We start from the raw sequence: 13,103 nt of genomic DNA, 5'->3' as shown, positions 1-13,103 counted from the left end.
GACCTGCGCCGTATATTTTCCCCGACCGAGGTCGGAACGCATCCATCGTTCCGCCGCATGAGGAAATGTCTACCCGGGCCATTCAAAGATGCATAGCTTCTGCTCTCCCTTCACGACAACGTCAACCGTACGCGCATCGAAGCCGCTGCATTGCCCCTCCGTCTTTTTCGTTGTTTGGTTCAGACGCAACATTAGATATACATTGTAAATAAAAAATCATAATTTACTCGATATTATATACATTGTAATTATATTAATATTAAATACTTTACAATGTAATAAAAAATATGATACATTGTAATTATCATTACAAACAAAAAAAGAGCCTATAAGGGCTCTTGCAACCAGGAAATGCCGCGATATTTCAAACGAGAAATGAACCTCTTTCTTTAAACCGCGTCAGCAAAATATCCGATTTTATGGAGGTGATTCCGTCAATAACTCTCAAATCTCTTAATAACGCTTCAATTTGTTCCTGGTCATCGACTAACGCGTGCACGTGCAAGCTCGGTTTGCCGCTCATTTGATAGACATTGGTTATATTTTCGATTTGAGTTACCTTATCCGCAACGGACAACAATTTGTTCCATTCCACCTCGATATCGAAAAAAAGCGAAAGCGTTTTGCCGGCTTTCCGCGGATTGACAATAATCGTAAATTTATCGATGATGCCCTGTTCCACGAGTGAATTGATCCGGTCACGGACTGCCGCTCTGGTCAAATCGACAATTCGCCCCAGCTCTGCATAACTGATCCGGCCATTCTCGGTCAGATGTTCCAAAATGGTTCTATCGATTGAATCGAGTTTTTCGAATTCCATGGCTCATGTCCCTTTCCATTGTAAATCATATTTCTATCGATTGTTTAATAAATAGGCCGTTGCTTAAACAATTTTACCCCAATTATTCAAATAATGCTACATCGTAAAATAAAGAAGGAGTGTGCGCATGATGACCGTACGAGCCCGAATTGATAATCGAATCCCCGTTACCATCCTTACCGGATTTTTGGGCGCGGGTAAAACCACCTTGCTGAACCATATTCTAACTGCTGACCACGGAAAAAAAATAGCCGTTATCGTTAACGAATTCGGTGAGGTCGGAATTGATACTCGGCTGATTGTCCAATCTGCGGAAAAAGTCGTGGAAATGAACAACGGCTGCATCTGCTGCACGCTTAGAAGTCATTCAAACAACGGCGATATCGTACGCGAAGATTTAATAGACGTCCTTGCTGAATTATACCGCTCGAAAAACGACGGCAACGGGGGCAAGCTTGACTTCGATTACATCCTTCTGGAATCTTCCGGGCTAGCCGATCCTGCCCCTATCGTTCAAACGTTTATGACAAACGAAAAAGTGGCCGTACATTATCGGCTCGATGGGGTCGTTACACTTGTCGATGCGTTCCATGTCGGTCTTCATTTGGATAAAACAGTTGAAGTGCACAAGCAGATTGCTTATGCAGACGTGATTTTGCTCAATAAAACCGATCTTATCGAAGCGGAAATGATTCCGCATCTCGAGAATCGCCTGAAGCGTATCAACCCCATGGCCTTGATATTCCATACAAGGCAATCGATCATTGCCGTTGATAACATTTTGAACTTGAACGCATTCCAGTTGAATAAAAATACGACGATGAAAGAGACAGCCGTTGCATCGGACCATGAACATGAGCCGCATATTCGATCGTTTGTTTTTAAGGAACAACGCCCTTTGGATAAGCGGAAGCTTGAACAATGTCTTGCTGCCTGGCTTTCCGTCCATGGAGAGGATACGTTTCGCTATAAAGGCATCCTGAATATTAACAATGAGCCGAAAAGAGTCGTCATCCAAGGGGTCCATTCTTTTTTTCAGTCGATAGCGGATCGGGAATGGAAACCGGAAGAGTCTATTCGCACCGAGCTCGTTATTATCGGCAAAAATCTGGATAAGAAATGGCTTCAGGAGCAGTTTACAAGCTGTATCGTCCATTCAGGATAAACGAAAAAAAAGGCTGCGATGAGATTATCATCGTAGCCTTTTCTCGCATTACTTCCTCGCCCTCACTTGATCCCATGGTTTGCTTCCGTAACGATCACGACATGCCGCCTTTTCAATAAAAGCATCCCGACATAATAAACGGCACTGCTCACAAGCAGCGAAGTGATGGAAGGAATGCCGAACTGCACAAAATAACCAACCAAAAAACCGACGATCCATGCAACTAATGCAATCGGATTTATCCGCGCTGCAGAAGCTGGAAGCTTCCCTTCCGGCCGAGTGGCATCGAGGAGATTTCTGCTTGTTTTAAGAATGAAATAGTCGACCAAAATAATTCCGGCGACCGGGGGAATCCACACACCCAAAAACACAAGAAAACCTTGAAACTTTCCTAAAATACCAATCGCGGAAAGAACGGTGCCGATTAATCCGATAATGAGCGTGACAAGTCCCCGGTTAACCTTCTTTTTAAATAAGGTATCAATGACGTTGGTGATGCTTAACGAAGAGGAGTAAAGGTTAAAATCATTAATTTTCACCGTTGCGAGCACGCCAATGGCAGCTCCCAGCCAGCCGGTCGTTTTCAGCATAATATCCAGGACATCGGAGCTTCTGGCCGCATGAGCCAATAGGATGCCAATGATATTAACGCCTAATTCGCCAATAAAAGTACCGATTACGATAATCCAGAACATATCTTTGTTGCTTCGGCAATATCGGCCCATATCCGGGGTGATGATCGACCCTACCATAAAGCTGCCGGCTACCATCGTTGTCGCCGTTCCCAACGCAATGGCGGGCCCCGGCGCCGGAGAGGATAACAGGTCCGTTAACGAATTCTCCCGCAATACATGGTAAAATCCGTATGAAACGACAAGCAGGAAGCCTGGAACAGCAATTCTGGCCGTCCAACTTAACCATTTAAAACCGAAAACGACAATTAACGTAACGAATAACCCGGTAATGACAGCGGATAATGGCAAGCCTAATGCACCGTTTACGGATTGATTCAACGCTTTGGCGAACACCCCGTTTTGGATGCCGAACCAGCCAATCAGTCCGATCGCGATGACTGCGCTAATGATGGACGATCCATAGGTACCAAAACCGCCCCACCGGGCAAGGAGACTTGTAGAGAGCCCCTCCTTGGCCCCCGCGATCCCGAGAAACAGACTAATGACGGTTAACAGCACGCCTCCTAATATCGTCGCTGCCACGGCCTGCCAAAAAGTCATCCCGTAACCAAGCGCAGCACCGAGCATCAATTGAGACAAAGCGGTCTGTGCGCCAATGCGCACCAGCAGAATTTCCCACATGGGCAAACGCGCTTCTTGCGGAACTCTCGTTAAAGAGAAATCATCAGCAAATTTTCCATTACCCGCCATATCCATTCCCCGATTCATTTAGATGATTTGAATCATATTAATCGAATTACCAGCCAATTGCTGCGCCGTCGCCTCTCGGATCGACTCCTCCGCGCAAAAAGTTTTGATCGTCGATCCGTATCGCCTGCGCGTGCCCCATCACTCCGTCAAAGTCAGCCACCGCATGGACCGCATGACCCGCCTTTTTCAACCTTTCAATCGTCCGTAAGTCAACCCGGTTTTCGATTCTCAAATCCGATGTGCTCGTCCCCCACGTTCTCCCCCACAGCCATCTCGGTTCGTTGATCGCCTGCTGAGGATCCATGCCATAGTCAATCATTCGGGTTAAAATCGCCGTTTGCGTCTGAGGCTGTCCTTCTCCCCCTTGAGTTCCGTACAGAATACGAGGCCGTCCATCCTTGCAGGCAAGCGCAGGCATCAAGGTATGAAATGTCCTCTTATGAGGCTCAAGAAAATTAACATGGCCAGGATCAAGCGAAAAAAATGAGCCGCGATTCTGCAGCAATATGCCCGTATCTCCGGCGACTACCGCCGATCCAAACTCGAAGTACAAGCTTTGAATAAACGACACGGCATTCCCTTCCTCATCGACCACTGCCGCATACGCCGTATCGCTGCCCATAGAATCCGCATTTACCGAAGCGGCATGCTGCATATCGATTTGCTGCATCAGTTGTGCCGCGTAACCTTTGCTTAATAATCGTTCGAGTGGAATATCGTAAAATTCCGGGTCCGTCAATACTTGATTTCGATCGAGGAAGCTGCGCTTTAATGATTCGATGAGCAGATGGTAGTATTCATAAGAACCGTGAGGGATTTGATCCAGTTGAACATTTTCCAGCATATTTAATGCCATTAAGCCGACGAAGCCTTGCGAATTTGGCGGAACTTGATACACCGTATAATCCCGGTATGTCGTTGATATCGGAGTCGCCCAGTTCCCTTCGGATCTGCAAAATCATCCAATGTCAGCAATCCGCCATTTTGCTTCAGATATGAAACCATCGTTCTGGCGAGTTCGCCTTTATAGAATCCGTCTCTTCCTGCTAATGCGATGTAACGCAAGCTTTGAGCCAATTCGGTTTGCACAAATCTCTCCCCGATGCGGGGTATGGAACGGTTCGGGGTGTAAATATCCGATGTGATCGGCATTTCAGACAAAACATCAATATTTTTGACTGTATTCTCATACTGGTCTTTTGTAAAGGGGAACCCGTTTATCGCATAGGAGATGGCCGGATCCAACACTTCAGCGAAAGATAAGAGACCGTATTCTTTCAAAATGGTATGCCAGCTATCGACCATGCCAGGCACGGTTATGGCGCTTTTGACACCGCGGAACGGTATGGCCGGCTCCCCGGCATAGATTCCGGAATGGACCTCGTAACCGGATCGGCCGCTGCCGTTATATGCGCGTATGGCTCGATCGGAAGCGCTGTACATTAACCAAAAGGAGTCTCCGCCGAGACCGGTCATGTGCGGATATACGACAGCTAAACAAGCGCTTACGGCAACAGCCGCATCAAAAGCGTTTCCCCCTTTTTGCAATATGGTTCTGCCGGCCATGGAGGCAAGATAGTGAGGGCTTACCACCATCGTTTTGGTACCGATTATTGATTTATGCATAGAAGCGATTCTCCTCGTTCGTCGTACTACCTTACCGGATTTTGCAGCACTCCGATGCCTTCCACCTTTATTTCTACGACATCCCCGACGTTCAAAAATTTCGGCGGCTCAAATCCGAATCCGCATCCGGGACCGGTTCCCGTTGCGATGATATCGCCGGCTTCCAACGTCATGCCTTTCGAAAGCTCCGATATGATCCGCGGAATATGAAAGATCATATCCGCCGTAACCATCGATTGCCGCAGTTCTCCGTTCACCCTAAGTTCAAGCGAAACATTGAGCGGCCATTCCAGTTCGTCTTTTGTCACGATATAAGGGCCTGTCGGACAAAACGTATCCAGCGATTTCCCTTTGAACCATTGACCATGCTCATCCTGCAAGTCTCTCGCGGTAACATCGTTAATAATCGTATAGCCGAATATATAGTCGTATACATCCTCTTCCTTGATGTCTTTGCCTTGCTTGCCTATGACGACGGCCAATTCGCATTCGTAATCCAATTTCCGGGTGCAATCGGGGTAGACGATCGGGTCCCCGTCGCCGATCACGGAAGTGGGCGCTTTTGTAAAAAAAATCGGTTTCTTGGGCGCTCCGATCGCTACGCCGTTGGCGCGGTCGCCTTCATGAACGTGTTCGATATAATTGCGGCCGACACAAAAAACATTTTTTGCCGGCAAGACGATGGGCGCGAGTACGTTAACTTGTTCGGGTGGTATCGGTCGAACCCGGCTTCTGCCGTTCTCAAGTCCTTCTCTGATCCAGCCGAGCGCCTCCTCGCCGAATTCGATAATTTCAAGCATATCCTTGATACGAGCAGCATTCGGGCTGCCTTCAAGCAGCTGATCAACCGGGAAGATCCCATCGTTTTCGATGACCCCGGCGAACCATTTCCCCTCTTGTTCATAAGTCCCCAATTTCACCTTTAATCGCTCCTCATTCTTCAACTACCGCAAAAAAACGGGCCATGGAACCTTCGATTCCTGCGAATTTTACAAACGGACCGAAAAACTGAATCCTGTCGGACGGCAGTGCGCTTAGATTCGTCAGTCCCTCCAACAATACAATTCCGCTGTCCAATATTTCCCGGTGAACGATGAAATCCTCCGAAGTGAAATCTTTAAATCTTGCCGCATATTCCTCGAAAAAATCGCATCCGATTGCCCGCGGTTTCTGTTGAACCAGCCATCTTCCGGCGTCCAGCGTAAGGAACGGCGAATCCACGAAGTACCGCGGATACTGCCCCCACGTTTTATCGCTCCAGCCGGTATTGAGAAGAATAATATCTCCCGGCTGGATTTGGGCTTGACAGGCTTCCAAGTCCGCCGCCGTAATCCCCTGATGGTCTTTGATGTGGGTCAAATCCAAAATGACGGCTTCGCCAATGACTTGATCGAGCGAAAATTGATCCACCGTACCCCCGTCTTCAGTGACATGCAGCGCCGAATCAATATGCGAGCCCGTATGCACGCTCATATCGATCGATGTAACCTGCCAAAACCCGGGACCCCGGTTATGAGGGGTAAATTGTACCTTTACATTCGTAGACGGCGGACCGTACACTTCATCGTTGACAGGCAGACTCAAGTCGATAATTTTCAAGACAGTTCACTTCCTTCGTATATAAATCGATTAATCGTTCAAAACCGCGATCGCTTCAATCTCGATCAAAAGATCCGGGCTGACAAGGTCAGCAACTCCGATATGAGAGCGGGCAGGCCGATGTCCGGCAAAAAACGCATTGTATACTTCGTTAACTTCGTCTTGCAGGTCCATACGTTTATTGAAAATCGTCGTTTTGACAATATCGTTGATCGTCCCGCCGGCTGCTTCTATGACAATTTTGAGGTTTTCAAGTACGATCTGCGTCTGTTCTTTAATCGAGTTGGGGAGAGACATACCGGCATCGCTTTCATCGCTTTGCTCGGCATTTGCAACCCACCCAAAGGCAGGGTGACTGTAATAGAGAGGATAGGCCGTTGCGCCGGAGAGGTATAACGTTGTTGCTCCGCCCTTTACTTCATAACCTAAAGAAAAAGGCATATCGTCAACATAACCCGGTAAAACAATTGTTTCTTTCATTTCTATAACCTCCATATTTAGGGTTTAAATTTAGGGTTTGAATCCGTCCGGAGCGTTAATCTCGGAAAGATCAACCGAATCGATGCCGTTTCGGTCTACATACAGCACATCCGTAATCACTTGTTTCTCAACCGGCTTTCCGGCAACCGCATTGTAAGCTTGTTCGGCTGCCGCTTTTCCTTGGACAACCACTTTCTCCGCCGTTTCGAATGTGATTAGGCCCCGTTTCATATAATCAATCCCGACAGGGCTTAGATTGGAAGATGCGATGAGGATACCGCCGGTCTTATTTGCAGCCGCAATGGCATCGGCCGCTCCCGCACCGATATCGTCCGTTGCTGTAAAAACGCCGGTTAGATCCGGAAAGCGCTGCAGCCAATCCTCCATCAGCGTCAATGCACCGTTTCGATTGTCATCGGTATGTTCAATCGATACGATCTTAATCGCCGGAAACTCGGAGCTGATTGTCTCTTGAAATCCTTTCGCCCGGTCGGTTGCCCAGTGTTGTCCAGCAGGACCTGCCATCATCGCGACTTGACCGGTGCCTTTCAGCGCGTCCCCCATTCCTTTGGCTAACAGTTGCCCGATTTTGTAATGGTCTGCCCCAACCTCCGAAACAAGCTCATCGCTCTCCGGAAGACTGCTTAACCCTACGACAGGGATTCCTTTGGAAACGGCCTGACTAACAATGGGCGCAACCCCTTTCCCGTCTGTCGCCCCGACAATCAATGCATCCACTTGCTTCTGGATCAAGTTCTGGATCTGGGAGATTTGATCCTGGACCTTCGTATCCCCTCCCGCATTCACAACGATTAATTTTGCCCCCAGCCTATCCGCTTCGGATTGGGCACCGTAAACAATCGACGTCCAGAATGATGAGGACAGACTCGGGACGGAAAGCCCGATGACAATGTCATCCTGATTGACTTCAGGTTGATTTGCGTTGGAACTGCATGCTGAAAGCAGCAGTATCGTCATGATTGTGAACATCGTAGACAAGTAAATCTTGCGCATGCTAAAGCCCCCCGGCCAAAATGATTATGAAGTTTAATTGTTCAAAACCGCGATGACTTCAATTTCGATCATCAGTTTGGAGCCTACAAGCTCGGATACGCCGATATGGGAACGTGCGGGTCTGTGACCGGCGAAGAACGCGTTGTACACCTCGTTGACTTCATCCTGCAGATCCATCCGGGTATTGAAAATGGTCGTTTTCACAATGTCGTTGATTGTCCCGCCGGCCGCTTCCACAACAAGCTTGATATTATCAAGCACCTTTTGCGTTTGGTCCTTGATGGAATCGGAAACCTGCAGCTCTTCTTCGATGTGGGGGTGGCTGTGGTACAGCGGATATGCGGTTGCTCCGGAAATGTGCAGCGTCGTCCCCCCTTTGACTTTATATCCGAGCGAAAACGGCATATCGTCAACATATCCTGGCAAAATGATGGCTTCTTTCATTTGTACTACCTCCGATTTTTTATAAAATTTGATTTAAGGTTTAAACCCTTCCGGTGCGCTTATATCCGAGAAATCCACGCTGGCGATGGAATGTTGATCCACGAATACGACATCCGTCACGACTTCTTTCTCGACAGCTTCGCCTTTTACGGCCCTGACCGCTTGCTGAACCGCCGCCCTGCCTTGGGCAACGACCTTTTGCGTCGTTTCAAAAGCGAGCAATCCGCGCTTCAAGTAATCGATGCCTACAGGGCTCAGGTTGGATGATGCCACCAGAATGCTCCCCGTCTTGTCAGCCGCTTCGATCGCATCGGCGGCTCCGGCCCCGATATCGTCCGTCGCCGTATAAACAGCTTTCAGGTCGGGAAACCGCTGCAGCCAATCCTGCATCAGATTCAATGCCGCGTTGCGATTGTCTCCTGTATGGTCGGTAGAAACGATTTTGATCCCGGGAAATTCGCCGGCAATCGTTTCCTCGAATCCTTGTGCCCGTTTTGTTGCCCATACTTGTCCCGCCGGCCCCGCCATCATGGCGACCTGGCCGGTTCCGTTCAACTTTGCTCCAATTCCTTGCGCAAGCAGTTTGCCCATCCTGTAATTATCCGTACCTACCGAGGAGACCAGCTTGTCCGTATCGGGCGGACTGCTTAATCCGACAACCGCAATCCCTTTATTAGCGGCCAGGTCAACAACCGGTGCAACACCGGTTCCATCGGTTGCACCCACGATCAGGGCATTAACATTTTTCTGCGTTAAATTTTGAATTTGCGAAATTTGGTCCTGTACTTTAGCGTCTCCTCCCGCATTTTCAATCAGCAATGTAACGCCGGAAGCTTCTGCCTCCGTTTTCGCCCCGTAGACGATCGACGTCCAGAACGATGAAGACAAATCCGGTACGGACAGCCCGATCACGATTTTTGACGGGGCGGATCCGGCTTCCGTTTCCGGGGCGCTTGCATTTGGAGAAGCATTCGAGCCCGAGTTCGAGCCGCATGCCGACAGGACCATCGTGAGCAGCATGAAACATGCAAGCGTTGAAATTTTCTTCATGCGCATTCCCTCCTCCACAATAAAATGATTGAAGTTCGTGCCTTAAAGTTTTGAATGTTCGACGATCCCTCCATTTAAGTTTTCATTTATAACAATCTTCTTTTTGCGAATAATAAAGCCTCGAAAAAGATGATTATTAAACAGAATGATGGCATAAAAAATCAAAACCGTTCCCGTTATGACCTGCTGCAAAAAAGGTGAAATATCCGCCAGGCTCATCCCGTTCGCAAGCTCGGCAAGAATGAGCGCCCCGGCGCAAGCGCCGACCGCACGGCCTTTGCCGCCCAGCAAGGATACTCCGCCGATAACGGCCGCCGTAATGGCGTCAAGCTCCAATCCGACTCCAAGATTCGGTTGGCCGGAATTGGCGCGGGCCGTATACAGGATAGCGGCGAATGCGGAAAGAAGACCTGTTGCCGCATAAGCGCTCAGTTTGATTGTTCTGACGGAGATTCCGTTTAAGCGCGCCGCGCTTTCGGAGCCCCCAACCGCCAATATCGCCCGCAGCCAAGCGGTCCGCCTGATGAGGATTTCAACGATAATGACTAACACCAAGGCGATCCATACCGAAATCGGCAGTCCCCAAAACGACCCGTATCCGATTTCGAGCAACTGTTTCGGCAGGCCGGTAACCGGCATTGGAGCGAGCAGCAGGGAAAGCCCTCTTCCTGCAAGAAGCATGCCCAAGGTGGCGATTACAGGCTGTACGCCGAATACGGCAACGTTTAATCCGTTGATGGTCCCGGCCAAGACACCCGTCAGCAATCCGGCAGCTAATGCGGCGGCAAAGCCGAACTGCTGGCAGGCGAGAGCCGTCACGACACTTACCAAAGCGGCAACCGCCCCGACCGAAATATCGAAACCGCCGGTCATCAGCACGAACATTTGCGCGAGAGCGATAATAATAAGAGGGGCAGCCTGTGAGAGAATCAAACCGGCATTGCCCCAGGTTCCAAAACCCGGAACAACGAGGGCAAATGCAGTACCCAGAACAAGAACGGGGATGAAATAAATCAAATCGTTGCGAAGGAGGGACCGAATCATGCGCCGATCACCCCCAGCTTTGTCCGCTTGCTTGAGTACATGCTGACGGTAACGGCCAGAATCAGAATGAGACCAAGAATAACTTGCTGCACCTGACTCGAGAAGTTCGCCAGCGTTAATGCATTCTTAATGACGCTGTAAATGATGACACCGGACAATACTTGCCAAACACTTCCGCGTCCGCCGGTCAAAGGAATGCCTCCAAGAGCAATCGCGCCGATCGCTTCAAATGCGAGAGTAGGGAACAATTCGGGTTGACCGGAATGGACGCGGGATGCAAGGATGATACCTGCAAGGCCCGTTAACGTCCCGGAAACGGTAAAAGTGAGGAGAATGGAGCGGGAGATGTTAACGCCTGATAACAATGTGGCCCTTTTGTTCGAGCCGATAAAGTAGACGACTCTTCCAAACTGCGAAAATTTGGTAACTGCATAAATTAACCCTAAAAGACATGCCGCAATAAGAACGGTAAGCGGAATCGGACCGACATAGGTTGAGCCGAGCAAGCCAGATGCGGGGTCCTTGGATTCGACCGGTATTCCGCCGCTGATGTAACGGGCGATTCCAGCCATATACGTTAGCGCCGCTACAGTAGTGATAAAAGAGGGTACCCCCAGGGAAGTAATGAAACCGTTCAGCAGTCCTGCAATGCCTCCGGCCGCAATACCCGCCAGAAACCCGTACCATATTCCGAATTGATTGGCTGTCATAACCGTCACCATGGATACCAACGCAACGACAGACCCCATGGAAAGATCGATTTCGCCCAGTAAAATAATCAGCATTTGAGCTAAAGCCGCAATCAACAAAATGGAAGCCACGTTCGATATGTTAATCAGATTTGTAGGTCCGAGAAATCGCGGCTCTACCAGAGCGCTAATGGCACATACGCCGATTAAAATCCATAAATTAATATATTTATTCACGAAACGCTCTCCTCCGCATATTCCGCTCCCAATGCAAGTTGAAGCAATGATTGTTCCGTCATGGAGCGTTGTGGCAATTCCCCGACGATTCGGCCATCTCTCATGACAAGAGCGCGATCGCATACGCCGGCCACCTCTTGAAAATCGGATGAAATAACGAGAACCCCAGCCCCCTGGCTGCTAAGAACATCAAGAATTTTGTACACATCTTCCCTCGCCTGTACATCCATGCCCCGGGTCGGCTCACAAACGATAAACATCTTTGAACCGCGGCAGAGCCATTTGGCCAAGGCCACTTTTTGCTGATTTCCTCCACTGAGCTTGTCCGCTGGATAAAGCGGATCGGAGGGCCTGATTTTCAGCCTGTCCAGCAGCTTGTCGGCCGAATCTTTTTCTGCGCTGCTCTTCACCATTCCCAGCTTCGTTATCGCGTTTAATATCGTGATGGATATGTTATCCCGAATGCTTTTTCCTTGAATAATGCTCTCAAGCTTTCTGTCTTCGGAAATAAACGCTATTCCTCTTGTCACGGCATTCCCGGGGTTTTTGGGATCAAAATCGACTTCATCAAGACGGATACTGCCGCTGTTTATGGGATGTATTCCAAACAATGCCCGGGCGATCTTTAATGCCCCGCAACCCACAACGCCCGCGATCCCCACAATTTCACCGGCCCGCACCGAAAATGAAATATCTTGAAAATCAATCCTTTCATGCGCCGAAGCTGTTAGCCGATCCACCTTCAACAGCTCTTTTCCGGGACTGCGGCCAGTACTCGCTTCCCGATTCACCTGATGCCCGATCATATGGCTGACGAGAGTATTTCCGTTTGTCGTTGCCGGCCCGTCGAAAACCGCCTGTCCGTCGCGAAGTACCGTTACGCGATCGGCGATTTCGCCAATTTCATCCAAACGATGAGAGATATAAATCATGCCTACTCCTTGTTCCTTTAACGAACGCATAATCGCAAACAACCTCCGGGCTTCTTTGGCCGTAATCGCAGCCGTAGGCTCGTCAAAAATGATGATCGAATAGCGGAAGGCAAGCGCACGGGCGATTTCGATCAATTGTTGTTCCGCTATGCTTAAATCGGAAACAAGCTTTCCGGGATCCAAATCGATGTGTAAGGTTTGGATGATTTTACGGACAGTCTTGTCCATTTCATCCCACTGCACGCTTCCTTTCTTTGTGATCAGGCGGCCGAGAAATACATTCTCTGTAACGGTTAGCTGCGGGACCAGACTCAACTCTTGGTAAATCGTGCATATTCCAGCATTCTTGGCCGAGGACGGCGAAGTCAAATGGACCTTCTTCCCATTCATCCATATTTCTCCCTGGTCAGCCGTTTCAGCGCCGCTCAAAACTTTAATCAACGTCGATTTGCCTGCCCCATTTTGACCCATCAAGGCGACAATCTCGCCGGAGTCAACCGTCAAATCAACTCCTCTCAGCACGCTCTGACCTGCAAAAGACTTCCAAATCCCCTTGGCTTCCAAAATAGGCGTCATCGGCCCCCTCCTTCCCAAAAGTAAAATAGCAGCTTTACAATG

At 49.1% G+C, this 13,103-nt stretch carries 12 protein-coding genes and 1 pseudogene; 1 reads left to right on the top strand and 12 read right to left on the bottom strand.

Annotation, left to right across the window (positions count from 1 at the left end; translation table 11 throughout):
* Positions 1–364: 364 nt before the first annotated feature.
* Positions 365–820, bottom strand: a complete 456-nt coding sequence (locus VN24_RS12160; RefSeq protein ID WP_045670626.1) for an Lrp/AsnC family transcriptional regulator — start codon at positions 818–820, stop codon at positions 365–367.
* A gap of 127 nt (positions 821–947) precedes the next feature.
* On the opposite strand from VN24_RS12160, the gene VN24_RS12155 reads away from it, so the two are divergent.
* Positions 948–1,985: a CobW family GTP-binding protein gene (locus VN24_RS12155; RefSeq protein WP_238590893.1), complete on the top strand. Its 1,038-nt coding sequence runs from the start codon at positions 948–950 to the stop codon at positions 1,983–1,985.
* Positions 1,986–2,047: 62 nt separating this feature from the next.
* Here the strand turns inward: VN24_RS12155 and VN24_RS12150 are convergent, their stop codons facing one another.
* The 11 genes and pseudogenes from VN24_RS12150 to VN24_RS12100 form a co-directional block, all read right to left on the bottom strand.
* On the bottom strand, positions 2,048–3,370 hold the full coding sequence (locus tag VN24_RS12150) for a cytosine permease (RefSeq protein WP_045670625.1): 1,323 nt from the start codon (positions 3,368–3,370) through the stop codon (positions 2,048–2,050).
* A 46-nt stretch (positions 3,371–3,416) separates the two neighbouring features.
* A pseudogene (ggt, locus tag VN24_RS12145) lies at positions 3,417–4,996 on the bottom strand (gamma-glutamyltransferase).
* A 26-nt stretch (positions 4,997–5,022) separates the two neighbouring features.
* On the bottom strand, positions 5,023–5,916 hold the full coding sequence (locus VN24_RS12140; protein ID WP_045670624.1) for a fumarylacetoacetate hydrolase family protein: 894 nt from the start codon (positions 5,914–5,916) through the stop codon (positions 5,023–5,025).
* A 13-nt stretch (positions 5,917–5,929) separates the two neighbouring features.
* Positions 5,930–6,595 (bottom strand): cyclase family protein, encoded by a 666-nt coding sequence (locus tag VN24_RS12135; RefSeq protein WP_045670623.1) that lies wholly within the window; start codon positions 6,593–6,595, stop codon positions 5,930–5,932.
* A 30-nt stretch (positions 6,596–6,625) separates the two neighbouring features.
* Complete coding sequence (locus VN24_RS12130) at positions 6,626–7,075, bottom strand: RidA family protein (RefSeq protein ID WP_045670622.1); 450 nt, start codon at positions 7,073–7,075, stop codon at positions 6,626–6,628.
* A 30-nt stretch (positions 7,076–7,105) separates the two neighbouring features.
* Entirely contained in the window at positions 7,106–8,089 is a 984-nt protein-coding gene (locus VN24_RS12125) for a TMAO reductase system protein TorT (protein WP_045670621.1), read from the bottom strand.
* Between the two features lie 33 nt (positions 8,090–8,122).
* Positions 8,123–8,533: a RidA family protein gene (locus VN24_RS12120; protein WP_045670620.1), complete on the bottom strand. Its 411-nt coding sequence runs from the start codon at positions 8,531–8,533 to the stop codon at positions 8,123–8,125.
* A 33-nt stretch (positions 8,534–8,566) separates the two neighbouring features.
* Positions 8,567–9,583: a sugar ABC transporter substrate-binding protein gene (locus tag VN24_RS12115; protein WP_052702916.1), complete on the bottom strand. Its 1,017-nt coding sequence runs from the start codon at positions 9,581–9,583 to the stop codon at positions 8,567–8,569.
* A 42-nt stretch (positions 9,584–9,625) separates the two neighbouring features.
* Positions 9,626–10,627 carry an ABC transporter permease gene (locus tag VN24_RS12110; RefSeq protein WP_052702915.1) on the bottom strand — a complete coding sequence of 334 codons (1,002 nt, stop codon included), beginning with the start codon at positions 10,625–10,627 and terminating at the stop codon, positions 9,626–9,628.
* Positions 10,624–11,553 (bottom strand): ABC transporter permease, encoded by a 930-nt coding sequence (locus VN24_RS12105; RefSeq protein ID WP_052702914.1) that lies wholly within the window; start codon positions 11,551–11,553, stop codon positions 10,624–10,626. The genes VN24_RS12110 and VN24_RS12105 overlap by 4 nt, the downstream gene beginning before the upstream one ends.
* The gene (locus VN24_RS12100) at positions 11,550–13,061 is read right to left on the bottom strand and encodes a sugar ABC transporter ATP-binding protein (RefSeq protein ID WP_045670619.1); all 1,512 of its coding nucleotides are present in this window, start codon (positions 13,059–13,061) and stop codon (positions 11,550–11,552) included. Before VN24_RS12100 ends, VN24_RS12105 begins: the two co-directional genes overlap by 4 nt.
* Between the last annotated feature and the right edge of the window lie 42 nt (positions 13,062–13,103).

It is taken from the genome of Paenibacillus beijingensis, from assembly GCF_000961095.1.
Lineage (GTDB): Bacteria > Bacillota > Bacilli > Paenibacillales > Paenibacillaceae > Paenibacillus_O > Paenibacillus_O beijingensis.
Note: the sequence above shows the minus strand (reverse complement) of the source record. Positions and strands in the feature narration are given on the sequence as shown.